We start from the raw sequence: 24,178 nt of genomic DNA on the forward strand, positions 1-24,178 counted from the left end.
ATTAATTATCCACCTGGTAGTTTGGTGCCTGTTTTGTAATACTGACATCATGAACATGTGACTCCCTCATTCCGGCATTAGTCACTTGTACGAATTCTGCCTTAGTTTGTAATTGCTCGATATTTTCACATCCTGTATACCCCATACAAGAACGCAAACCACCTAACAATTGATGAATAATTGTTTGCGCCGATCCTTTATAAGGAACGCGTCCTTCAATTCCCTCGGGAACCAATTTTTCAGAACCTAATGATGCATCTTGGAAATAACGGTCGCTAGAACCTTGTGACGAAGCCATAGCTCCAATTGACCCCATGCCTCGATAGCTCTTATAAGTTCTTCCTTGATATAATTCAATTTCACCCGGCGACTCTTCTGTTCCGGCAAACATACTTCCAAGCATTACAGTATCTGCGCCAGCAGCAAGTGCTTTACCAACATCACCAGAGAAACGTATGCCACCATCAGCGATTACTGGAATTTTTCCTTTAAGTTCTTGCGCCACATTTGCAATAGCTGTAATTTGCGGGACACCAACACCAGTCACAATTCGAGTAGTACAAATAGATCCAGGACCTATACCCACTTTTACCGCGTCTGCACCTGCAGCATATAAATCACGAGCCGCCGCAGCTGTAGCTATATTTCCTCCAATCACTTGTACTTCTGGATAGTGCTTTTTAATCCATTTCACGCGATCAAGTACACCTTGTGAGTGTCCGTGCGCTGTATCAACAACAAGCACATCAACACCGGCTTCAATTAATGATTCAATGCGTTCATCAGTACCTTCTCCCACGCCAACGGCTGCACCAACACGTAGCTGTTCTGCAGCATCTTTGCAAGCAAAAGGATTTTCCTTAGCTTTTTGTATGTCTTTAACTGTAATCAATCCACGTAATTGAAATGCGTCATTAACAACAAGCAGTTTTTCAATGCGGTGCTTATGCAGTAAGCTACGCACCTCTTCACGACTTGCGCCTTCTTTGACGGTTACCAATTTTGTCTTGGGAGTCATTACTTGTTCTACACTCAAAGATAAATTAGTTTCAAAACGAATATCTCGACTGGTTACAATGCCAACTAAATTCTCACCGTCAACTACAGGAACACCAGAGAAATTATATTTGGCCATTACATCAAGTAATTCTTTAACTGTGATATTAGGAGTCACAGTAATGGGATCCCGAACCATACCACTTTCAAATTTCTTCACTTTTCGGACTTCTTCTGCCTGTGCCGTAATTGTCATATTTTTATGAATAATACCAATACCACCCTCTTGTGCCAGGGCAATGGCCAAACGAGCTTCGGTTACAGTATCCATTGCTGAGGATACAAGAGGAATATTCAGGTTAATAGCACGAGTCAACTTTGTTCTTAAGGACACATCTTTAGGAAGAATTAAAGAGTGTGCAGGAACAAGAAGGACATCATCGAAGGTTAATGATTGCTGCACAATAGAAAGAGCCATTTTATTCTCACTAGAGGAGTTAAATTAACCGAATAGTTTACTATAAATTCTGGACAAATTAAACAGATAATTTACAATAACACAACATTTCATATTAGAATTATAGAACTCGTTGAGGTTTTCTCCTAAAACTCCCTCTATATTTTCATTTACATTAATTCACTTGATATTGTTTTAATGTATTTTAAAACATCATAATATCAATAATATGCTAAAAACGATTACAAATTTCTTCGGCTCGCCCCATTGTTTTTGGAATATGTTTTTACACTGATTACTGTTGCACTACTTGAATTATTTATCAATAAACGTGTACACTGTTGGTTAATTATTGTGTTGAATCAAAAAAAACAGGAAGGGTTCAGCGTTGGCTAAAATAATCGTGATTACATCAGGTAAAGGCGGAGTAGGAAAAACTACTTCTTCTGCAGCTATTTCTTCGGGCCTTGCACTCTTAGGACATAAAACTGTCGTTATTGACTTTGATATTGGTTTAAGAAACCTTGATATTATCATGGGTTGTGAACGTCGGGTAGTTTATGATTTTATAAATGTTATAAATGGCGAAGCAAACCTGAATCAGGCTTTAATTAAAGACAAGCGAATTGCAAACCTTTATATACTTCCTGCATCGCAAACCCGAGATAAAGATGCGTTAACCATTGAAGGGGTTGAAAGAATACTTAATGATCTTTCAAAAGAATTTGACTTTATTATTTGTGACTCCCCTGCTGGAATAGAAACTGGTGCATTAATGGCCATGTATTTTGCTGATCATGCAATAGTTGTAACAAATCCAGAAGTTTCTTCTGTACGTGACTCTGATCGAATTTTAGGAATACTTGCTAGTAAGACTAAAAGAGCAATTGAGAATAAAACACCAGTTCAAGAACATTTATTATTAACACGCTATGACCCAGAGCGCGTCGAGCGTGGTGATATGCTTTCTGTTACAGACGTGAAAGAAATATTGGCCATTCCATTAATTGGCGTTATTCCAGAATCAAAATCAGTACTTAAAGCTTCAAATACAGGTACACCAGTAGTTCTTGACGAAACAAGTGACGCAGGTATTGCTTATCAAGATGCAATTGCTCGCTTTCTCGGTGAAGAAAGACCAATGCGCTTCATAAGTAATGATCGTAAGGGATTATTGCGTCGCTTATTCAGCAAAAACAAGGAGGAAGTGACGGTATGAGTATTTTCAATTACTTACGTAGAAGAAGTGCTACAGCATCTGTTGCTAAAGAACGTTTGCAGATAATAATTTCTCATGAACGCTCTCAACGTAATACACCTGACTATCTACCCAAGCTCCAGGAAGAAATCCTCGCTGTTATTGCTAAATACGTGCATGTCACGCGTGATAAGGTGAGTGTGAACCTAGAGCGGATGGGAGATAACTCGGTGCTTGAACTAAACATCACTATGCCAGATGATGTTAAGGAAACCGTTTAGGCTTTCTTTGCAAACTTATATTGAACTATGAGATTTTGTTCGGAAGTCCTTCGTCGAAAAATATTCTATTGAAAATCAATTTAATTTTTTTCTTTTAAAATTATTTAAATTTTTGGATAGTTATCACATCTAAAGGCTGTATTAAAAATAGGTACATTTTAGTGTGTCTCCGTAAGGAATATTTTGATAAAGACGGTGATAACCAGTGACGAACGGGTGTTGGCAGCGCCCAGCAATTATTGCCGATTCATGTTGCATATGAATACTGTAGTGACACACCCTTTTTCCCGTGCCTGATTTTGAAAACAACCCAAGTCGGCAAAAGAATTTCATACTCAGTTTAAGAATAACGAGAAAGAGGCTTTGTTTCGCTAGGGTTCTAAGTTGGGTATTGATTTTGCAATGTATGAGGTATCGATGCACCACGCAGTGACCGGGCAGATGGGCAGTAGATTCGACAAGGGAGTGGGCTACGTTTGATTTAAATGCCATAAAGGTGTTGTGTGAAGTCAGAACAAAAGATTACTATGCGCTAGAAAATGCTCTCAAGCCATGTAACTTATCTGAAAACCAGTACAAGAAGTAATATTCATTGAGTTGCATCAACCTCATAAAGTTAGTTTGCATTGAGGCGTCTGCTCCTTAAAACACGGGTTCCTTGTGTAATTTGCAAATGTGCTACTTTATTATGGTCTAATTTTTACCAATTAAAATAACGAGTTTGACGCATGCGACAAGTGATTGTTGTAAAAAATTGGGGCCACTGATGGCCCCAGATTACAATTGTCATGAATTCAGCAAAATAATTTATATTTTCTTCGCCGCAATCAAGAGTTAAATCATCTCTGACTCAATATCGTCCTTATTAACTAAAGTTTTTTTTCCCTTGACAGATTTTATTGCTTGAGGACGGCGTAGTTCATCATCACTAAAATCATCTACCTTAATTACATCTTGTCTCGCCAACTCTGCTTCTTTTAATTGTTTGGCCTCTATCTCAGTTAATAATCCACAAGCTAAAGCTTCGTTGATTTGTTCAAGCAAGGTAAGTGATTTTAAAACATTATCTTTGACTGCTCGCATTACTTTTCTTTCTAACTCCTCAACAGCACAAATCTTATGGAACGCTTCCTCCATACGACCTAAAGGACAATTCTCTCCAGACTTACTATAAACCAACCGAGTTACACGCGTACGAGTCTCTCCTGGTTCAATGAGAATTCTAGCCAATTTATGCCCCAGTTGGTCATTTGGTTTGTTTCTTCGATTACCTAGTGGTTTGATAATCAAGCGTAAAGCGATTCGCGCCCAACGAGCTGGAAAATTCACAATAACACCGTGCATTGCTGTCTCACATTCGTACAATAATTGCTGACAACTCCACTCAACCAAAGGTAAATCTGCTTTGGGCTCACCGTCTTCATGAAAGCGTTTCAAGACTGCTGAAGTCAAATATAATAAACTCAGCATATCTCCCAGACGTGAAGATAATTTCTCTTTACGCTTTAAGTCACCACCTAGAACAGTCATTGAAAAATCAGCAAGGAATGCTAAATTAGCGCTGTATTTATGAACGAGTTGGTAGTAACGCTTCACACTACTCACTGGTGCTTTCGACAGATGTGCGTCAGTCCATGCAAAAATGACTGATTTGGTAAAGTTGGCAAGAATAAATCCGGCGTGGGCAAAAAATGCGTTATCAAATTCAACCAGATCATTATGTCTAATACTTTCAAGCTCTTTGAATACATAAGGATGGCAGCGAATTGCTCCTTGACCAAAAATAATTAAACTTCGAGTTAATATGTTTGCCCCTTCAACAGTAATTGCAATAGGAGATCCTTGATAACCTCTACCTAAATAATTGTTAGGGCCAAGGCAAATACCCTTTCCGCCATGAATATCCATGGAATCACATGAGACTTGTCTTGCACGTTCAGTTGTGTGGTATTTTAATATGGCACCCACTACAGAAGGCTTGGCTCCATTATCAATGGCAGCAGCAGCCATTGTTAAAGCAGCATCAATAATATAAGTATTCGCTGCAATTCTGGCCAAAGGTTCCTCAATCCCTTCAAATTTACCAATTGGCTGATTAAATTGTTTGCGAATGCGTGCATAAGCTCCAGACGCTAAAGCAGCGGCTTGTGATCCCCCATTCGCGCTCGAAGGTAAAGAAATTGCTCTCCCAGCACTCAAACATTCCATTAGCATGCGCCAACCACAGCCGGCCATAGCCACACCGCCGATGAGATAATCCATAGGAATAAATACATCTTTACCTTGAGTTGGGCCATTTAAAAATCCGGTATTTAAAGGAAAATGGCGACGACCTTTTTTAACACCCGGGGTATTTGCAGGTATCAACGCACAACTAATTCCTACATCTTCACCTTTACCTAATAAATTATCCGGGTCAAATAGTCTGAATGCTAAGCCTATTACTGTAGCTGCGGGACATAAAGTAATATAACGTTTATCCCAATTTAACAGGATACCTAATACTTTTTCACCATTCACTTCTTGATGACATACTATACCTTTATCTGGTATTGATGCTGCATCAGAGCCAGCGTTAGGGCCAGTTAAAGCAAAACAAGGAATTTCACGTCCATCAGCCAATCGTGGCAAATAATAATTTTTTTGCTCTTCTGTTCCATATTTAAGTAATAGCTCACCTGGGCCCAGTGAATTAGGTACAGAAATCGTTGTAGCCGCTGTTATTGAACGACCGTAGATTTTCACTAAAATCGACATCTGTGCTGTAGCGGAGAATTCAAGACCACCATAACGCTTCGGAATAATCATGCCTAAGAATCGATTTTCTTTGATAAATTGCCAGATTTCTTGAGGCAAATCGGTAAGATTGTGAGTGACATCCCAATCATCGATCATGGAGCATAAAGTATTTACGGGGCCGTCAAGGAAAGCTTGTTCCTCATCCGTCAAACGAACAATGGGGGCATTCCTCAGCAGGGAAAAATCGGGAGCGCCGCTGAATAAATCACCTTCCCAACTTACGGTACCTGCTTCCAGAGCTTCTCGCTCAGTTGCAGACATAGCGGGCATAGCCTTACTTACAGCTTTAAAAAAATATTTGGATAATAACATTCGTCTTAAAGGCTTTATTGCACCAGCAATTAAAATCACCTCAATCAAAACAAGTATTATTTGAGTCAGCAATCCCGGAGAACCATAAGCAAAGACGAGAGCACTAAATAGAGCAAAGCTAATAGCCCATACAGAAATTGCGGCCTGCCTGGTTAGCAATATCCCTGCAGCTCCAATGATCATGAGCGTTAAAATAGCATGTAGCACATTATTCTCCTTAATTATTTCGGGTCTTCTGACCCCTAGTACTATCTCAGTTTAAACCAGACACAATTTTTATAATCTGTTTTGCCACAACATCCGGGTGTTCCATGGGAAATAAATGAGTCCCATTGGTCTTAATGCTCGTTACATTGAAATATTTTTTCATGTAGCGCACATCCATTTTACCAACCACAGTACTTTTGTCACCATAAATTAATGCCGCTGGAATTAATAACTTACCTTCATAGTTTGGAATGACATGTGGAATGGTTCGATAAATTTGATATTCAATATGCCTGTCAAAGCGCAAATAATAACCATCATCTTTATACTCTAAACCGTAGGTTATGTAATCATTTAAACACTCATCCGTAAAGGTCTTAAATAAATCTCGAGTCTTTAAATAGTTCATTAATTGATCATGATCTTTCCAATACATCCGACGGCCTCGCGTTCTAAATGCCGGTGTAATTCGATCAATAATACCAAGAGCTTTTGCCAAACGAACCATACTTGATTTAAAAGGACCAATTAAAGGTGAATCCAGCATAATTACTGTTTTAAATAATTCAGGTTGTTCTATCGCCGCCAATAAGCTTAAAACACCGCCTAAAGAGTGTCCAACTGCAATAACAGGGCGATCGGCTTGCTTTTTAATACTGTTTATTACTTCTGATATCAGATTACGCCAGTTTTCACCAACTGGGAATAAAGGGTCATGACCAATTTTGTCAATGTAACAATAATCAAATTCTTTCTCGAGATGATTTAGCATTTGCTTATAACATAAAGCGGGAAAGCCATTTCCATGCGCAAAATGAATCAACTCTTTCATAATCTCACCAATTGTCTATACCCATATAAAAGTTCTAATTGTTATATTCGAAACCAATTTTGCTTCAATGCAAAATTGGTTTAACAACTATTTTCATCTTATAAACGAGCAACTCTTCTACTTTCTGCGCGCAGAGAATGCAGTGAAAAACTGTAATATATGACAAGTAATGCAGATAAAATGAAGCCTGAACCTGGGAAAAGAAAATTAAAAATTAACAAAATGAACAACAGTAATAACATAGGAGTTGCAGCAACAGCCAAAAGTCGGCATGATTGAGCAAATGTTACATTAAAAGAAAAAAATACGTTCGCAAAAACTTGCCCTAGAAATCCTAAGACAAGAAAAATAACTAAAAACATGGAAAAAAACATTGCTACAACCATAGGGTAAATCAGTAGTTCCGAGAAATATTTCAAATTCTGTATTGAACTGCTTTCCGCATACTTTTTACCATCAAACACTACATTGGTTCCTTTATCAAAGGATTGCACTATAGGTGCGCCTTTGCTTGGCTGTGATTGAGGCATATTAAACACTGTCAGGCTAGGTACTTTCAAAGAAATTTTATTTTTGTTAATCAAAATCGCAAGATAAGGGTAATCCGCAGTAAAATCATTGATTTTGTCTGTAGTATCAATAATCACAACTACTTGTCCTTTATCGTTCTTGACGAAATATGGCATAGGCTTGTTAAGAAAGACTTCACCATTTTGTATATAAAAAACAGGAATTTTTGATAAAGGATCAGTAATTTGTTCTTTAAAAGATTGGTCTAAACTGAAGCTTATTCTTAAGGCAAATGGGATGGAAAATACGGCAATAGCCAATAAGAAATAAAAAATACCAAGTCCCTTCCAACGTTTTCCAACATCTATATAAAGAAGTCGTGAATAGAAAGACATATATAATGCAGACCAATAGCGATAAATCGGGGTATCAATTGGCTTTAGTTTGTTTTTTTCTTTACTCACTCCATTCTCCAATACGTTTTCCAGATTTACTATCAAAAAGATGTAATTTAATTGTAGGTAGCTCCACCCAGAATTGTCCACTTGCTATGGGTTGATCCGCTGTAATGCGCAAATTAAGAGATCGACCATTTTTGATGCATTTTGCGCGAATGAGCTTGTCTGCCCCCATATCATCTACAAACTCAACATCAATTGGGATCGCTTTTGGATTATTTTCGGAGCAAAGCAAAACATGCTCAGCTCGAATCGCCAAAACCAATTCATCTTTATCTTCAAGATTTTGTACTAGCTCTGAAACAGGATAATGAATTCCATAATCTGTATGCACACTGTGGCTTGATTTATCGTAGATACCAGATATTAAGTTCATAGGATATTGTCCTGTAAATCCTGCAACGAATAAAGTTGCTGGCTTTTGATACAGCTCCTGAGGAGTACCTATCTGCTCAACAATGCCCTGATTAAGTACCAAAACACGTTCCGCCATGGTCATGGCTTCCGTTTGATCATGTGTTACGTATAAACTGGTAGTTTTTAGTTGTTGGTGTAATCGACGAATTTCATGGCGCATTTCTGTACGTAATTTTGCATCAAGATTCGATAAGGGTTCATCAAATAAAAAAACAGCTGGAGAACGCACCATCGCCCTACCCATGGAAACTCTTTGCCTTTGTCCTCCAGAAAGTGCCTGAGGTTTGCGTTCTAAATATGGAGTTAACTGCAATAATTGCGCCGCCTCATGTACTCGTTGCTTAATGTCTGCTTTTTTAAAACGCCTCATTTTTAATCCATACGCCATATTTTCAAATACGGTCATATGAGGATAAAGAGCATAGTTTTGAAAAACCATAGCCATATCCCTTTTTGCTGCAGGTATCTCATTAACACATTGATTATTAATTAATATGGAACCAGAACTTATATCATCCAGACCTGCAATTAAACGTAGTAATGTAGTTTTTCCACATCCAGAAGGACCAACAATCACCATAAATTCGCCTTTTTTAATGCTAACGTTTATGTTATCCAGAATCGTTGTTGGTCCAACATTCTTCGAAACTTCAATGAGACTGACTGTTGCCATGCTTACTTTAACCCTTTTTCAAACCAGCGCTGCATTAACATCACCACCATACAAGGTGGAATCAAAGCAATCAATGCAACAGCCATAATGTAATGCCATTGTGGAACTTGATCGGCCACTCCCGCTAAATATCGAATACCCATAACCACAGTAGCCATTTTTGTTTCAGTAGTAATCACTAATGGCCAGAGATATTGATTCCAACCGTACACAAACAAAATAACGAATAATGATGCAATTTGAGTTTTGGATAATGGCAATACAATATCAAAAAAGAACCGTACAGCCCCTGCTCCATCCAATTTTGCCGCATCAACAAGTTCAGGAGGTATGGTTTTGAAAAATTGACGAAACAAAAAAGTTCCTGTTGCAGACACAAATAAAGGTAATGTTAATCCAGTAAATGAGTTTAATAATCCAAAAGAGGCAACCACCTGAAATGTAGGAACAATCCTTACTTCTATGGGCAACATCATGGTAGTAAAGATCATGGCAAAACATAATTTTTTAAAAGGAAAATCAAAATAAACCAAAGCAAATGCAGAGCCTAAGGCAAAAATAATCTTTCCCAAGGCGATGGCCATGGCCATAAAAAAACTGTTCAACAACATTGAGGTAATAGGTTCCCCACCTGTAACAGCCAAACCTTCAGTCATCACTGCCTTCAAGTTTTTAAAAAATAAAGAACCTGGAACTATAGGGATATGAGATTGCATCATAACGCTGCCTTCGTTACTGGCAGCAACAAATGCCAAATAAACAGGCAACAACATCAAAATAACAAAAAAACATAAAAATCCATGCGATAAAATACGAGCTACATATGATTTCATGCGTAATGAACCTTTTTTTCGAGGTATTTAAATTGAACTAAAGAAACAATGATGACAATAAGCATTAGTAATACCGATTGAGCTGATGAACTTCCCAAATCCATTCCTTCAAACCCATCCTGATATACTTTATAAATTAAATTAGTCGTACTATTACCAGGACCACCATGTGTCATCACTTGAATAATGCCAAAAGTATCAAAAAAACCATACATCAAATTCATAATGAGCAGGAAAAAAGTTGTTGGTGATAAAAGTGGAAAAATAATTTGCCAAAAGCGTTGCCATCCAGAAGCACCATCGATTATTGCTGCATCAATTAAAGACGAAGGAACCGCTTTAAGTGCAGCAAGATAAAATAAAAAATTATAACTGAATTGCTGCCAACTGGCAGTAAGAATAACCACAGCAAATGCCTGATTTACGTTATTAACATAATCAAAATTAATCCCTAATGACTGCAAAATATGGGTCATCCATCCTAAAGTAGGATGGCATAAAAAACGCCATAAAATAGCTGCTACTGCAGGGGCTACAGCATAAGGCCATATTAATAAAGATTTATAAACCCCTTGCGTCCTACCTCTATTATTCACTAATATGGCCATAAAGAGCCCTAAGCTCATCGTGAAAAAGGTCACACTAAAAGCGATAATAAAAGTTACCCATATTGCCTTGCTGTAACTCGGATCTAAAAAAAGATCCACAAAATTGGAAAATCCTGCAAATTTTTTATGAAGGCCAAAAGCATCCGTATAAAAAAAAGATTGCAACAATGCATTACATGCAGGCCAAATAAAAAACATCAGGGTAACAACAAGTTGTGGAACTATAAAAAGCCAAGCAGAAAGACGTTGGTGATTGAATTTAGCCATTGCCCAATATATCAGAGGGACTGTATAAGCATTATATAGGTATGGATGTTTAAGTAAAGTAGTAAAATAGCCTGGTGAAATCCAGGCATGCTCGTTACTGAAACTCCTGGGTTCCGCTATGAGGCATCCAGGTTGCAATTAATCGTTAATCAAGGAACATATTTTGCGCTACGTACATATAGAAAATCCAGGCCCCCACAATCGATTGATCATTGAAAACGGCCCTAAGCCTGAATGCAGTAAGTCGCAAATTTTAGTGCATGTTAAAGCAACCGCCCTCAATCGAGCGGATATAATGCAACGTTATGGTAAATACCCCCCTCCCCCAGGAGAAACTGAAGTACTTGGATTGGAAGTCGCTGGCGAAGTAGTTGCGGTCGGTACGAATGTAACTCAATTTAAACTTGGGGATAAGGTTTATGGGTTAGTTGGTAGTGGTGCATATGCTGAGTATTGTCCTGTTGAAGCCTCATTAGCTCAGCACATTCCTGATACCTGGAATTATACGCTTGCCGCAGCACTTCCTGAATCCTTGACAACCGTTTATGCCACTTTGTTTGATCTAGGGAAACTTAAATCAGGACAAACCTTACTAATTCATGGTGCAGGAAGTGGTATCTCCTCACTGGCAATTCAAATGGCAAAATTAAGCCATGCACACGTAATCACTACGGTAGGAAGTGATGATAAAGTGGCAAAAGCAAGCAAACTCGGTGCAGATCAAGTCATCAATTACCGTAAGCAAGATTTTGAAGACCTAATTGAAGATCATAGTGTTGATTTAATCGTTGATTTTGTAGGTGGTGATTATTTTGATAAGCATCTGCACTTATTAAAGCCTAAAAGCAAACTCATCCAGATCGCGTGCCTCAAAGGAAGTAGGGTGGAATGCAATCTTGCTCTGATTATGCGTAAAAGATTACAAATTATTGGCTTTGTACTCCGCTCCCAATCTCTTGAAGAAAAAATCAAATTGTGGGACGAGGTGCATAAAACGTGGATAGAGGACCTCAGGGCAAAAAAATTAACCCCCATAATTGATTCGGAGTTTAAACTGGAACAAATTGAAGGAGCGCACCAACATATGCAATCTGGTGCCCATTTCGGCAAAATTGTTGTGCATGTCGATTGATTTTTTGAGCCAATAACTTGCAATACTGCAGGTGTAACCTGCGTGAAGCGAAGTGGAACTCGAGTTTTCTGATAAAAGGTTATCCCGAGTTCCACTTCATTCACCCAGGCTGCAATCTGAATCCCTTGCGCTGTTATTTACTTAGATTCTTAGCGTCCAAACGAAGGGCACGATTTAGTAATTGCTCATAGATCGGTTCATTCGGAGTAAGCTGCAGCACAATCGTTGCAGTAATGCATGCCATCATCACTGGAAAAATTAAATAATAATTATGCGTCATTTCCACTACCAATACTGCTCCGGTTATTGGAGAGCGTGTAGATGAAGCAAAAAGTGCTGCCATTCCGGCAATTGCAAACATGCCAGGCTGGGTTAAAAAATCAATATGTAACATTTCTAAAATATGGAATATCGCCAAACCAAGAAGTGTTCCTATAGCAAGAATAGGAGCAAAAATTCCTCCTGGAACAGAGGTTCCATAGCACGCCATCGTTCCTATAAATCGTACTACTAAAAGAAAACATAACAGGCCAAATCCAGGTGACATGGTTAAAGCCTGGTGAATAATATGCATTCCTCCACCTACTGCAGCTGGATGGTATACAGCTATATAACCAATCAAAAACCCTACGATTAGGACGTAATATGATTTTTGTCTTGAAGTGAGTTTATCCAGTAGTGTTAGAGTTTTTATTAAAGAAAGATTAAATAAAAGTCCCACAAACCCTACCACAATGCCAAATAGGGCAAACAACCATAAAGAATCAAGATGAGGAAACTCAAATACATTCATTGGAATCGTTGGTTGAGGACCAATGATCAAATCAAGAATAACTGTCGCTGTAATGCAACAAATAACGACCATACTGAAACTTGTAAAAGAATAATTAAACTGATTGCGCATTTCTTCCATGACAAAAATGACTCCTGCTAAAGGCGCATTAAATGCAACAGCTAAACCCGCAGCAGCACCTGAAGCAATCAAACTATCCCTTCTACGTCGGGTCAGGTTAAATAAACCTCCGAGCATTTCCCCCAAACTACCACCAATGTGAATTGTAGGCCCTTCTCGCCCCAAAATCATTTGCGCAGAAAGTGCTAAAATTCCAAAAACGAATTTTATGGGTAATAACCGGTGCCAAACTATTGTTTTTAAATGAAGTAAGGTACCCTCAATTTCGGGGACGCCACTGCCAGATGCTTGAGGAGCATAGTGCTTTACCGCAAAATAGGCTGCATAAACCATAACCATAGAGACCAACCCTGAAATCAATCCGGCTGGCCATCCATGGAGACTAAGAAACTGAAAAAAATTATGCAACAGATTACCAAGCACATCAATTGATAAGCGAAATGTTGACCCGACAAGACCAACCACAATACCCAAAACAAAAGATACAGCATAAAGCATTAATATCTTATTGCGCATTGTTTTAAACCATCCCCATCAAGTTATTAATAATTTTTAAACCTGCTTGGTTAACTAAAGACAATATGGTTTCAGGATGAAATTGAACTGCATGAATTGGTAATTGCTGATGGGAAATAGCCATCACCACACCGTCATCACTCATTGCAGTAACCTTTAGTTCTTTTGGCATTGCATTAAAGCGCGCATAAAGGGAGTGATATCTCCCTGCTTTAAAACTGGCTCCCAAGCCAGAAAATAATTCTGGGTTATCGATCACATTGATGATTGAGGGTTTACCATGCATAGGATACTTTAGAATATCCAGAACGCCACCAAAATGCTCAACAATTCCTTGCAAGCCCAAACAAACTCCAAACAAAGGAGTATCAAGAGAAAGAACGGTTGCAATTGTCTGGGATAAATTGAAATCGCTTGGTTTGCCAGGACCTGGAGATAAAACAACAAGATCATATTTTTGATTTTGTAAATACTGCAAGGCTTTATCAAAACGAACTGTACTTACTTCCGCCCCAGTTTGACGGAGATAATTTGCCAAAGTATGCACAAAAGAATCTTGGTGATCTATAAGTAATACATGCTTTCCTTTTCCGGTTAATGGTAAATGTACTGTCTTGTGCTGGGCAATCATTTCACGCTTTTGCAGCATATCTAAAAAAGCAGATGCTTTTAAACGTGTTTCTTGTTCTTCAGATTCAGGAACTGAATCATAAAGCAAAGTGGCTCCTACTCGAATTTCGGCAACTCCTGTTTCAATACGCACAGTTCTTAAAACCAGGCCTGTATTTAAATTTCCATCAAAACCAAACCAGCCTACGGCACCGGCATACCATTTACGAGGGGATTTTTCATGTTCTTCAATAAAATTAAGGGCCCAAATTTTAGGAGCACCAGTTACAGTAACGACCCACATATGAGTTAAAAAAGCATCCACAGCATCGAAGTTTTCTCTTAAGATGCCTTCAACATGATCTACGGTATGAATCACTCGCGAATACATTTCAATTTGTCTGCGACCTATTACATTTACGGAGCCTGCTTCACAAATACGCGATTTATCATTTCTATCCACATCAGTACACATGGTTAATTCAGATTCTTCTTTTTTTGAATCCAATAAGATCTGAATGTTCTCCGCATCTTCAATCGCATCGACACCACGTTTAATCGTCCCGGAAATTGGGCAAGTTTCTACTCTTTTTCCTTGGACCCGTACATACATTTCGGGAGAGGCACCAACCAAATATTCGCCATCGCCTAAATTAATGAAAAAACCATAAGGTGAGGGATTTAATTGACGCATTTGTTTGAATAAAGCCGAGGGCTGGTCCTCATAATGAGTGTAAAAAGTCTGACTCGGAACAACTTCGAACAAATCACCACAAGCAAAACGTTCCTTAGCTTTATTTACAACCTGTGCATATTCTCCGGGTAAATGATCACATACTTTTTCAGGTTTATTGGAGGATTGGTATGCCGCATATACCCCTTCTCTCTTAAATGATTTTGTTGTTTGACCTTGAAATTGAAAATCATAACGCCTAAGAAATGCTTCTTCTTTGCGATGGTTCACAACATAAATTTCATCAGGTAAATAAAGAACCATATCTCGTTGAGATAGTTCTCTTTTTTTATGTTTTGATAAATCTTCAAATTGAAAAATTAAATCAAAACCAAAAGCACCATATAATCCTAAATAAGACTCATCTTCCAGTTTAAAAAAGGCCAGTATCAGACGGATTACAGTAAATACAGAGGGCTGATGGCTACGGTCTTCTTCGCTAAAGACTTCACTAGACGCTTTAATTTTGATTTGCAGCAATGCATCATTTTGCGACACGATCTCTAAAAACTTTTCACGTTCCAATAATGGAATAATGAACGTTAAGAGAATTTTACCGCGTTGGTTTAAAGCATCAATTTGAATTAAATTTTGCCTGCAAATAAAAGCCAAAGGCGGGTTATAAAAACCGATATCCCAACATGTATAACGTCCAGGATATTCAAAGCTTGAGGCAAATAAAGCTCCTCTTTGTGAATCTAAATGCTCAAGAAGATTCTCTATACCTTGTTGATAGTCCAGGGTAATTTGAGAACACTCAACTTCAACGCCCCCTTGGGTTTTGTAATGCAACATGAATGACTAACTCAATAGAATAATATGGTGTACATGTCATTCTACTTTAAAAATAGTGTTCTGCAAGAATCTCATAGCCTTAGCACACAGCGTATCCTTATGAAAATCTCCTCTTCCACTTGTGAAAGAGAGGTTGGGGTGAGTGTACTCCTTCATCCGCCCTGAAGGGCACCTTCTCCCCCAGGGGAGAAGGGAACAATAATGGATACACTATACCCATGATACAAAGCACCGGATTACGCCCTACAATCCTTTATTATTAATAATCTCTTCAAGCGAACAATTTTTATCAATTGCAGCCTGAACCCACAAACCCACCTGATGATGCGCATCCCTAAAAGGCACTCCTTGCAATACCAAAGATTCCAATATTGCAGTGGCATTCAAATAACCGCTATTGGCTTTTTGTTCCATCAACTTAGTATTGAATTGAACGCTCCTCAGGAAGGGAGTAATAATTTCTAAACAAACAGCCAATGTATTTACTGTATCAAACAAGCATTCTTTGTCTTCTTGCATGTCTTTGTTGTACGCAAGGGGTAACCCTTTCATGACTGTTAAAATTCCCATTAAATGCCCAAAAACCCGACCACTTTTACCTCTGATTAACTCCAAGACATCGGGATTTTTCTTATTAGGCATCAAAGATGAGCCAGTCGCAAAAGAATCATCAAGTGTAATAAAACCAAACTCTTGTGTGGCCCAAAGAATTAAATCCTCAGCTAAACGGGACAAATGCATCATAATAATTGAAGCAGCAGCACAAAATTCAATGATAAAATCTCGATCACTGACTGCATCCAAAGTATTCTCAATCACCCCATTAAAACCCAGAGTTTCTGCAACCCACATACGGTCCAGGGGCAAAGAACTTCCTGCCAAAGCTCCAGCACCTAAAGGGGAGCGATTCATTCGTGTCTGCCAATCATGCAAACGCTCTAAATCACGTTGAAACATTGCTAAATAAGCAGTAAAAAATTTCCCTAAATAAATAGGCTGAGCTTGTTGCAAATGCGTATACCCTGGAAGTTTATCATCTGCATGGAGTCTGGCGAGCTCTTCCAACGCCTGATTTAAATTTTGTAAAAGGGTATTAATCTGCATACCAGCATCACGAGAATATAATCTTAAATCCAGAGCAACTTGATCGTTACGGCTACGGCCGGTATGCAGTTTTTTACCGACTTCGCCAATTTTAGCAATCAGTAATTGTTCCACAAACATATGAATATCTTCACAAGATGCATCAAACTCATGAACTCCTTTTTCGATTTCATGGCTTATTTCTTCCAATCCCTTACAAATCAAATCAGCTTCGCTGTCGGAAATAATCCCTTGGCGGGCAAGCATTTTTGCATGCGCTTGACTCCCCACTATATCATGGGCATAGAGTACCTTATCAAAAGCAAGAGAAGCATTAAAATGCACCACTCTAGGATCGAGTTCTTTCTTAAACCGCCCTCCCCAGGTTTTATGCGCCATTATTTATCTCCTTTATGTACCTTGCCATAAACTTGTGCTGATAAAGAAAATAAATTTATAAATCCTTCAGCATCCTTTTGGTTATAAACTCCATCCTCTTCAAAGGTAGCCAAAGCCGGATCATGCAAACTATATGGAGACTGCATTCCATGAGGTATTATATTCCCTTTAAATAACTGGACACTCACAGTTCCAGTCATATGCTCTTGAGTCACATCAATCAACGCGTCCAAAGCATTCTTGGCTTGAGAAAACCATCGTCCCTCATAAACAAGGTTGGCATAAGTTTGTTGTAACGATTGTTTTAAATGCAAAGTCGCTCGATCAAGACATAAACTTTCGAGCATCTGATGTGCTTTATAAAGAACTGCGGCTGCAGGTGCCTCATATATGCCCCTGATTTTCATTCCAACTAATCGGTTTTCAACAATATCAGCAACTCCAATTCCATGAGTGCCTGCAATTTTATTCAGTTCTTTAAGTAACTCTACTGAATTCATTTTTTTTGCATTTAGAGCAACAGGTACGCCGTGGTCAAATTCAATGCTCACTAATTCTGAATGGTTTGGTGATTGCTCCAAAGATGTAGTCATCAGCAATAAATCATCAGGTTGAGGCTGTGCTGGATCTTCTAAAACGCCTCCTTCATGTGAAATATACCAAAGATTATGATCACGAGAATAAGGTGATTTAGGTGTCACTGGTACCTCAATTCCATGCAATTTAGCATATTCAATCGCCTCTTGTCGGGACTTAATCTTCCACGATCTCCATGGTGCGATAATTTTAAGTTCAGGAGCTAAAGCTTTTACTGTGTATTCAAAACGAACCTGATCATTACCTTTTCCAGTAGCCCCATGAGCAATAGCATCTGCTTTTTCCAGCATTGCAATTTCAACCAATTTTTTTGCGATTAAAGGTCTTGAAATCGTGCCTAAAACATATTGATTTTCATAAAGAGCCCCAGCTTTGACTAATCGCCATAAATAGTCACTCACAAATTCATCTTGAACATTCATAACATAGGCTTTTGAGGCACCACTTTTTATAGCTTTCTCTTTAATTGCCTCTAAATCTTCATTTTGTCCTAAATCACAAACCATGGCGATGATTTCAGCTTGCTGGTAATGCTCTTTAAGCCATGGAATCATTACTGATGTATCCAGGCCACCCGAATAGGCGAGGACAATTTTTTTAATCGATTCAGTCATGGGTTACTCCTGATAGTATTGTTTTAAATGTAAAATAGGTTCAGCCAATTCCTTAGGTATTACATCTGCAACGAGCTGCCCCCCTTTTAGAACAACCATGCGATCTGATATTTTACTGAGGAAATCAAGATCATGAGACGCAATAACCATTGTAACTCCTAGAGACTTTACTGAGTTTAATAAGCAGCTCACTTCATCAATTGTTGCCAGATCAAGGCCCGATGTTGGTTCATCACAAAGTAATAAATTAGGCTTCATCATTAAACTTCGCGCTAAAGCAACGCGTTGTTTTTGTCCACCAGATAACTGATGAGGATAAGCAGATGCTTTATTACTTATCCCTAAGCTCATCAGTAACGCATGCGCCTGTTCTTCATGATTTACTGTTTTGTTTTGTAAACGAGGTGCGTACACCAAATTTTGCATCACAGTCATGTGTGGAAAAAGCTGAAAATCCTGAAACATAAAACCACTGTTGCCGACAACCTCAATCGAACCTGAATCCAAAGTTTCTAGTTGTTGTATACAACGCAACAGTGTGGATTTTCCGCTTCCTGACGGTCCTGCTAAACCCAGCACCGTATTTGCTTGTACTTTTATACTAATATCATTTAATACAGGTAGAGAACCAAAATATTTACTGGCTTGGTTAATTGCTAGCATAAAGCCCCCTTTGTTCCACTTTCTTGCCCAGGAACTCAATCAAGAGAACCATACCGTAGTAAAAACATCCTGCAATACACAAAGGAACAAAATAGGTAAACTGCTCTGCGGCAACCGATTGTGCCCTGCGCATCAAATCCATTCCCCCTATAGTCGCAATCAATGCAGTTTCTTTCAGCAAGGCAATCATTTCATTAATGAATGCAGGAAAAATATTTTTAACTACTTGAGGTAAAACAATATCTTTCCACAAATAAAAGCCGGGGATTTGTAAGGTTTTTGCTGCTTCAAATTGGCCTTTAGGTAAATGTTCAATTCCTGATCTCAGAATTTCTGCAATATATGCCGAACTGTTCAAGCCAAAAGTTAAAAGTCCAGCCACTAAAATATTTGCTTTGATGCCGATTAATGCAGGTACAGCAAAATAGATAAAACTAAGTTGCAAAATTACTGGAGTCCCTCTCATTACTGAAATAAATCCATTTATTATAGGCTTCATAATCCCTTGATATCGCAATAAAGCCAATAAGGTACCTAATAAAGTCCCTATCAATAAACCACCAAGTAACAGTATTAATGTAACTAGGGTTCCCTCACCAATATAGAGGACATTTTGTTTTAACTCTTCCATTTTGTGTCCTCCAGCCATTTCTTCTTGAGTGAGTCCAGCTCACCACTTTGTTCCAACTCGTGTAACGCATGGTTTATTTTTTGAGTTAATTTAGAATTCTTTTTTAGTGCCAGACCATAGCCATCTGCTGATTTAGCTATAACAGCAAAGGATAACCCAGGATTTTTCTTGCTAAATACAGCTCCCTGAACGCCATCAACCAGAACCAAATCAACATGGCCGGCTTTGAGAGCAGCAATTGTTTGATTATTATTATCCATTACTAAAAGATTGGTGTTTGGCATATTCTTTTTTAACCAAATTTCCATCGTACTGCCTAATTGCACTGCAATTTTCTTATTAGCTAGTTGCGTCACATCATTAATCGGCTTTGTGTCAGGAAAAACAGCAGCCATGCTTTCGAAATAATAAGGTTCAGTAAAATCAAAATTCTTTTTTCTCTGATCTGTGATGGTAATCGTAGAAATTGCTGCATCAACTTGCCCCGAGCTTAAAGCCGGTAAAATACTGCTGAATTGCATGGTGTCAAAGAATGCTTTCTTTCCAAGTTTTTTTGCAATCAAGCGCGCAAGATCAATATCAAAGCCTTTGATTTCACCATGATCATTGTATTCAAATGGTGGATATTCCGCTGCTACGGCAAAATGAATATATTGAATATTATCATCTGATACCTTGGCATAGCAAAGAGAAATAAACAAAGCAAGACCCGCTAAAAAAATAAAAAATATATGTTTCATGTGAATATAAATCCAGTTTTTATGCGTTATTCAAATTTACCAACCGCAACTTGCCCTGTCAAGATATTTTGAATATAATTTCACTTTAGATGGTTTTGTATTCACTTAATCATAAATAAGCGGAGATATGAATGAGTCAAGATGCTGCTCTAGATGGGCATATATTAAATATTGTGCAAACAGAGAAAATTGCAGAACAAATCGATTTGCAAAATAGCTTAAAGGAACGCGGCTACACTATCCCCCAGGCAACTCTATCGCGAAGGTTGAAAAAACTTAAAATTGCAAAAATAGGCGGTACTTACCAAGTAGTAGATTTCAGTATGCCTAACCTACCTTTGGTATTGAACATGCAAGTATCAGATTATGGACTTATCGTGCTTCATACACACCCGGGGAATGCGAACAGCTTAGCATTTTTTATTGACAGAAAATTTGTTTCTTATTCACCTCAAGGTACCCAAAACTCAGGTATATTAGGTACCATTGCAGGTGATGATACTGTGCTTCTTATTGTAAAAAGTAAGGAACAATTACACCATGTAATTAATTTATTGCAAAATGAATTCCCTTATCTAAAAAAATAACAAACATTATCATTGTAGTCTGAGTGCAGCGTAGGCTACACATATAATTGTATTTATAAGTTATAACATCCTCGGTATAATGAGATGTTAACTCTTTGAGGTACCATTTTTATGACCATCTCGGTAAAAGAATTAGAGAAAATTTCTCAGCTGGCCTATCTGGATTCAGATATAGCGCACTCACCAAAACTCATTGAAGATATTAACGCGATAATGAATTTTGTCGATCAACTATGCTCGGTTAATACCCAAGATGTAGAACCACTTTTTCATCCCCTTGCTTTAAATCAACGTTTAAGAACCGATGTGGTTACTGAAGGAAAATGTCTGTCTGAACTAGAAGCCCTCGCACCACAATTTGAACAGGATCTTTATTTAGTACCTCAAGTTATAGACCAGAGTAAGTAATCATGGAAAATTTATCCTTAAAACAATTATCGCAAGCGTTGCATCAGGGCAAACTATCTAGCACTGAATTAACTCAGCACTACCTAATGCAAATCAAAAAGCATAATGATTTAAATGCTTTTATCAGTTTAGATGAAGAACATGCTCTACTTGAAGCTCAAAAAGCGGATCAAAAATTAAAAAAAGGCCATGGGAAAATTCTTACTGGAATACCTATGGCATTGAAAGATTTATTTTGTACCAAACGTATGCCGACTACCTGTGCATCAAAAATGCTGGAGCATTTCCAATCCCCATATGAAGCAACCTTGGCCAGTAAATTACTCGAACAAGGCTCCATTCTAATTGGTAAAACCAATATGGATGAATTTGCCATGGGATCTTCCAATGAGCACAGTTACTTTGGTGCTGTAAAAAATCCATGGGATAGAGAACGTGTTCCAGGGGGTTCCTCTGGAGGCTCAGCAGCCGCTGTAGCTGCTGGCTTAGTTCCTTTCGCCATAGGCTCCGACACTGGGGGCTCAATACGGCAACCTGCTGCCTTATGTGGAATTAGTGGAATTAAACCCACTTATGGACTCGTTTCACGCTACGGCATGATTGCCTATGCATCCAGTCTGGATCAAGCAGGACCGCTCGCTCGAAGTGCTGAAGATCTTGCATTAGTACTTCAAGCTATGGCAGGTTTTGATCCCCAAGATTCCACTTCAGTTGAGACAACAATTCCCGATTATTATACGGAACTCAATAACCCCCTGTCCAAACTAAAAATTGGTCTGCCTTCGTGCTTTTTTCAACCCCAGGTAGAACAAGAAATACAACAAGCGATTCACGAGGCAGTCAAGGTTTTTCAACAAATGGGCGCCGAAATTATCCATTTGAATTTGAATCTCCAACCTTTATGGGTACCCTGCTACTATGTAGTTGCTTGTGCTGAAGCCTCCTCTAACTTATCGCGTTATGACGGATTACGCTTTGGCTATCACAGTGACAATGCATCTACATTAACCGAACTGATTCGCAATACACGTAGTGAAGGTTTTGGTATTGAAGTAAAGCGTCGAATTCTGACAGGAACCCACGTACTTTCATCGGGTTATTTTGATGCGTATTATTTGCAAGCACAAAAAATCCGTCGTCTTATTCAGGAAGAGTTAGTTACAACACTGAAATCCGTTGATGTGATTCTCGGACCAACAACCCCAACATGTGCGTTTAAACTAGGTGAACAAGTTGCTGATCCAATTCAAAATTACCTGGCTGACGTTTTTACTGTCGCTGCTAATCTTGCTGGACTTCCCGCGATTTCGATACCCGCAGGCTTTGCTAATGGGTTACCTATAGGTATGCAACTGATGGGCAAACATTTTGGTGAAAACCGTTTGCTCCAGATTGCCCATCATTATCAACAACAAACCAGCTGGCATTTGACCAGTCCAAAGCAATAAAGGTGAATTATGGAATGGGATACAGTCATTGGCCTTGAAGTACATGCTCAGCTAAAAACAAAATCAAAACTTTTTTCTGGCGCATCTACTGCGTTCGGTTCCGCTCCTAACTCTCAAACCTGCTTTATTGACGCAGGATTTCCTGGAGTTTTACCGGTATTGAATCAGGAAGCAGTCATTATGGCAATTAAGTTTGGCTTGGCCATCCAAGCTGACATTAATGATCAATCCGTTTTTGAACGCAAAAATTATTTTTATCCGGATTTACCCAAAGGATATCAAATAAGTCAATTTCAAAAGCCTATAGTGAGCAATGGTAAATTGGCACTTACTTTGAATGATGGCAGTAAAAAAGATGTTTTGATTGTACGCGCACATTTAGAAGAGGATGCAGGTAAATCATTGCATGGAGTACATTCTGGGTACAGTGGTATTGACTTAAACCGTGCAGGAACACCCCTATTGGAAATAGTCACCGCTCCTTGTTTGTTTTCGAGCCATGAGGCAGTAAGCTACCTTAAAAAATTGCATCAGTTAGTCCAATTCTTGGGAATCTGTGATGGAAATATGCAAGAAGGCAGTTTCCGTTGTGATGTCAATTTATCATTAAAACCTAAAGGCTCTTCTGTTCTAGGAACACGAACTGAATTGAAGAATTTAAATTCATTTCGTTTTATTGAGAAAGCCATAGCTTATGAACAAGCGCGACATCAGGATCTCCTAGAACGTGGACAGCAAATAATTCAGGAAACACGCCTTTATAATCCTGATACGAATACAACCCATTCCATGCGCAGTAAAGAAAATGAAAACGATTACCGATACTTCCCTGATCCTGATTTACTGCCCATCCAAATCACTCGCTTCCTCATTGCGGAAGTAAAAAATAATTTACCTGATTTACCCGATAAAATTCATGCCGAATTAATAAACATACCGTCCCTGAATGAAGCAGACATTAATTTTATTCTTTCTTCACCTGCAGTTTATCAGTTTTTTAAATCGGTTAAAGCTCAATGTCGCGCTCCGGAAAAAGTAATTATTAACTGGTTAAAAGGTCAATATGCTGCTGCTTTAAACGAAGAGAACTTAACGTTTGATACCCCTCGTATATCCGCAGAGCTCATGGCGCATCTTCTTAATAAATTACATGACGCAGTCATTTCTTTAAACAATGCACGCGCCATTTTTGCTTTACTGTGGGCTGGTCAGAAGGATATTGAGGCAATTATCGAGCGTGAAGGATATCAACAAGTTGATGATACAGCGGCATGGGAAGAAATGATTATTAAATTGATTCAACAGTATCCTGAGCAAACAGCGGATTACAGAGCAGGAAAAGAGAAACTACTCGCATTCTTTGTAGGACAGATCATGAAGCAAACCAAAGGACAGGCGAATCCGGAACAAATCAATGCTCTACTAAAGAAACATTTAGCAGGAGATGGATAAGTTTGCATGA

General features: G+C 38.6%; 21 protein-coding genes. 7 read left to right on the forward strand and 14 right to left on the reverse strand.

The genetic code is table 11. The features are described from left to right. Position 1 precedes the first annotated feature (1 nt). Positions 2-1,474 carry an IMP dehydrogenase gene (gene guaB, locus ELY20_RS09975; RefSeq protein ID WP_110142140.1) on the reverse strand — a complete coding sequence of 491 codons (1,473 nt, stop codon included), beginning with the start codon at positions 1,472-1,474 and terminating at the stop codon, positions 2-4. A gap of 367 nt (positions 1,475-1,841) precedes the next feature. Between guaB and minD the strand changes: the two genes are divergently transcribed. Next, positions 1,842-2,672 carry a septum site-determining protein MinD gene (gene minD / locus ELY20_RS09980; protein ID WP_110142141.1) on the forward strand — a complete coding sequence of 277 codons (831 nt, stop codon included), beginning with the start codon at positions 1,842-1,844 and terminating at the stop codon, positions 2,670-2,672. Then, on the forward strand, positions 2,669-2,932 hold the full coding sequence (gene minE / locus ELY20_RS09985; RefSeq protein ID WP_110142142.1) for a cell division topological specificity factor MinE: 264 nt from the start codon (positions 2,669-2,671) through the stop codon (positions 2,930-2,932). The genes minD and minE overlap by 4 nt, the downstream gene beginning before the upstream one ends. A gap of 834 nt (positions 2,933-3,766) precedes the next feature. On the opposite strand, the gene ELY20_RS09990 is transcribed toward minE, so the two are convergent. The 6 genes from ELY20_RS09990 to ELY20_RS10015 all read right to left on the reverse strand — a co-directional run bounded on the left by ELY20_RS09990 (position 3,767) and on the right by ELY20_RS10015 (position 10,848). Next, positions 3,767-6,226, reverse strand: coding sequence for an acyl-CoA dehydrogenase (locus ELY20_RS09990; protein ID WP_407656327.1), 2,460 nt, complete (start codon positions 6,224-6,226; stop codon positions 3,767-3,769). Between the two features lie 70 nt (positions 6,227-6,296). After that, complete coding sequence (locus tag ELY20_RS09995; RefSeq protein ID WP_110142144.1) at positions 6,297-7,082, reverse strand: alpha/beta fold hydrolase; 786 nt, start codon at positions 7,080-7,082, stop codon at positions 6,297-6,299. 98 nt (positions 7,083-7,180) lie between these two features. Continuing rightward, positions 7,181-8,056, reverse strand: a complete 876-nt coding sequence (locus ELY20_RS10000; RefSeq protein WP_110142145.1) for a DUF1189 family protein — start codon at positions 8,054-8,056, stop codon at positions 7,181-7,183. Next, positions 8,049-9,140: an ABC transporter ATP-binding protein gene (locus ELY20_RS10005; protein WP_110142146.1), complete on the reverse strand. Its 1,092-nt coding sequence runs from the start codon at positions 9,138-9,140 to the stop codon at positions 8,049-8,051. Before ELY20_RS10005 ends, ELY20_RS10000 begins: the two co-directional genes overlap by 8 nt. Positions 9,141-9,142: 2 nt before the next feature. Beyond that, entirely contained in the window at positions 9,143-9,973 is an 831-nt protein-coding gene (ugpE, locus tag ELY20_RS10010; protein ID WP_110142147.1) for a sn-glycerol-3-phosphate ABC transporter permease UgpE, read from the reverse strand. Then, positions 9,970-10,848, reverse strand: coding sequence for an ABC transporter permease subunit (locus ELY20_RS10015; protein ID WP_110142213.1), 879 nt, complete (start codon positions 10,846-10,848; stop codon positions 9,970-9,972). Before ELY20_RS10015 ends, ugpE begins: the two co-directional genes overlap by 4 nt. 163 nt (positions 10,849-11,011) lie before the next feature. Between ELY20_RS10015 and ELY20_RS10020 the strand changes: the two genes are divergently transcribed. Then, on the forward strand, positions 11,012-11,980 hold the full coding sequence (locus ELY20_RS10020; RefSeq protein WP_110142148.1) for an NAD(P)H-quinone oxidoreductase: 969 nt from the start codon (positions 11,012-11,014) through the stop codon (positions 11,978-11,980). Between the two features lie 133 nt (positions 11,981-12,113). Here ELY20_RS10020 and clcA read toward each other — a convergent pair whose 3' ends face one another. The 7 genes from clcA to ELY20_RS10055 all read right to left on the reverse strand — a co-directional run bounded on the left by clcA (position 12,114) and on the right by ELY20_RS10055 (position 20,273). Beyond that, positions 12,114-13,409, reverse strand: coding sequence for a H(+)/Cl(-) exchange transporter ClcA (clcA, locus tag ELY20_RS10025; protein ID WP_110142149.1), 1,296 nt, complete (start codon positions 13,407-13,409; stop codon positions 12,114-12,116). A gap of 4 nt (positions 13,410-13,413) precedes the next feature. After that, positions 13,414-15,546 (reverse strand): anthranilate synthase component I, encoded by a 2,133-nt coding sequence (locus tag ELY20_RS10030; protein WP_110142150.1) that lies wholly within the window; start codon positions 15,544-15,546, stop codon positions 13,414-13,416. A gap of 243 nt (positions 15,547-15,789) precedes the next feature. Next, positions 15,790-17,028 (reverse strand): argininosuccinate lyase, encoded by a 1,239-nt coding sequence (argH, locus tag ELY20_RS10035; protein WP_110142151.1) that lies wholly within the window; start codon positions 17,026-17,028, stop codon positions 15,790-15,792. Next, entirely contained in the window at positions 17,028-18,239 is a 1,212-nt protein-coding gene (locus ELY20_RS10040; protein WP_110142152.1) for an argininosuccinate synthase, read from the reverse strand. Before ELY20_RS10040 ends, argH begins: the two co-directional genes overlap by 1 nt. 3 nt (positions 18,240-18,242) lie before the next feature. Further along, a complete protein-coding gene (locus ELY20_RS10045; protein WP_110142153.1) occupies positions 18,243-18,902 on the reverse strand; it encodes an amino acid ABC transporter ATP-binding protein in 660 nt (219 codons plus the stop codon). Next, positions 18,889-19,533 carry an amino acid ABC transporter permease gene (locus ELY20_RS10050; protein ID WP_110142154.1) on the reverse strand — a complete coding sequence of 215 codons (645 nt, stop codon included), beginning with the start codon at positions 19,531-19,533 and terminating at the stop codon, positions 18,889-18,891. The genes ELY20_RS10045 and ELY20_RS10050 overlap by 14 nt, the downstream gene beginning before the upstream one ends. After that, on the reverse strand, positions 19,521-20,273 hold the full coding sequence (locus ELY20_RS10055; protein WP_110142155.1) for a substrate-binding periplasmic protein: 753 nt from the start codon (positions 20,271-20,273) through the stop codon (positions 19,521-19,523). The genes ELY20_RS10050 and ELY20_RS10055 overlap by 13 nt, the downstream gene beginning before the upstream one ends. A gap of 131 nt (positions 20,274-20,404) precedes the next feature. Here ELY20_RS10055 and ELY20_RS10060 point away from each other — a divergent pair, with 131 nt between their 5' ends. The 4 genes from ELY20_RS10060 to gatB all read left to right on the forward strand — a co-directional run bounded on the left by ELY20_RS10060 (position 20,405) and on the right by gatB (position 24,168). Then, on the forward strand, positions 20,405-20,860 hold the full coding sequence (locus tag ELY20_RS10060) for an arginine repressor (protein WP_110142156.1): 456 nt from the start codon (positions 20,405-20,407) through the stop codon (positions 20,858-20,860). Positions 20,861-20,971: 111 nt separating this feature from the next. Further along, entirely contained in the window at positions 20,972-21,268 is a 297-nt protein-coding gene (gene gatC / locus ELY20_RS10065; RefSeq protein ID WP_110142157.1) for an Asp-tRNA(Asn)/Glu-tRNA(Gln) amidotransferase subunit GatC, read from the forward strand. Between the two features lie 2 nt (positions 21,269-21,270). Continuing rightward, on the forward strand, positions 21,271-22,716 hold the full coding sequence (gene gatA / locus ELY20_RS10070) for an Asp-tRNA(Asn)/Glu-tRNA(Gln) amidotransferase subunit GatA (RefSeq protein WP_110142158.1): 1,446 nt from the start codon (positions 21,271-21,273) through the stop codon (positions 22,714-22,716). 9 nt (positions 22,717-22,725) lie between these two features. After that, the gene (gene gatB, locus ELY20_RS10075) at positions 22,726-24,168 is read left to right on the forward strand and encodes an Asp-tRNA(Asn)/Glu-tRNA(Gln) amidotransferase subunit GatB (RefSeq protein WP_110142159.1); all 1,443 of its coding nucleotides are present in this window, start codon (positions 22,726-22,728) and stop codon (positions 24,166-24,168) included. Positions 24,169-24,178: the final 10 nt, after the last annotated feature.

The organism is Legionella qingyii (assembly GCF_003990155.1).
In the GTDB taxonomy this organism is placed as follows: Bacteria; Pseudomonadota; Gammaproteobacteria; order Legionellales; family Legionellaceae; genus Legionella; species Legionella qingyii.

Bases quoted from the DNA above. Each gene is read 5' to 3' on its own strand.
- ELY20_RS10060 (WP_110142156.1), top strand. From the start codon at position 20,405: ATGAGTCAAGATGCTGCTCTAGATGGGCATATATTAAATATTGTGCAA.
- ELY20_RS10005 (WP_110142146.1), bottom strand. From the start codon at position 9,140: ATGGCAACAGTCAGTCTCATTGAAGTTTCGAAGAATGTTGGACCAACA.
- ELY20_RS10050 (WP_110142154.1), bottom strand. From the start codon at position 19,533: ATGGAAGAGTTAAAACAAAATGTCCTCTATATTGGTGAGGGAACCCTA.
- ugpE (WP_110142147.1), bottom strand. From the start codon at position 9,973: ATGAAATCATATGTAGCTCGTATTTTATCGCATGGATTTTTATGTTTT.
- ELY20_RS10040 (WP_110142152.1), bottom strand. From the start codon at position 18,239: ATGACTGAATCGATTAAAAAAATTGTCCTCGCCTATTCGGGTGGCCTG.
- ELY20_RS09990 (WP_407656327.1), bottom strand. From the start codon at position 6,226: ATGATCATTGGAGCTGCAGGGATATTGCTAACCAGGCAGGCCGCAATT.
- clcA (WP_110142149.1), bottom strand. From the start codon at position 13,409: ATGCGCAATAAGATATTAATGCTTTATGCTGTATCTTTTGTTTTGGGT.
- gatB (WP_110142159.1), top strand. From the start codon at position 22,726: ATGGAATGGGATACAGTCATTGGCCTTGAAGTACATGCTCAGCTAAAA.
- gatA (WP_110142158.1), top strand. From the start codon at position 21,271: ATGGAAAATTTATCCTTAAAACAATTATCGCAAGCGTTGCATCAGGGC.
- ELY20_RS10015 (WP_110142213.1), bottom strand. From the start codon at position 10,848: ATGGCTAAATTCAATCACCAACGTCTTTCTGCTTGGCTTTTTATAGTT.
- ELY20_RS09995 (WP_110142144.1), bottom strand. From the start codon at position 7,082: ATGAAAGAGTTGATTCATTTTGCGCATGGAAATGGCTTTCCCGCTTTA.
- gatC (WP_110142157.1), top strand. From the start codon at position 20,972: ATGACCATCTCGGTAAAAGAATTAGAGAAAATTTCTCAGCTGGCCTAT.
- ELY20_RS10030 (WP_110142150.1), bottom strand. From the start codon at position 15,546: ATGTTGCATTACAAAACCCAAGGGGGCGTTGAAGTTGAGTGTTCTCAA.
- argH (WP_110142151.1), bottom strand. From the start codon at position 17,028: ATGGCGCATAAAACCTGGGGAGGGCGGTTTAAGAAAGAACTCGATCCT.
- minE (WP_110142142.1), top strand. From the start codon at position 2,669: ATGAGTATTTTCAATTACTTACGTAGAAGAAGTGCTACAGCATCTGTT.
- ELY20_RS10055 (WP_110142155.1), bottom strand. From the start codon at position 20,273: ATGAAACATATATTTTTTATTTTTTTAGCGGGTCTTGCTTTGTTTATT.
- ELY20_RS10045 (WP_110142153.1), bottom strand. From the start codon at position 18,902: ATGCTAGCAATTAACCAAGCCAGTAAATATTTTGGTTCTCTACCTGTA.
- guaB (WP_110142140.1), bottom strand. From the start codon at position 1,474: ATGGCTCTTTCTATTGTGCAGCAATCATTAACCTTCGATGATGTCCTT.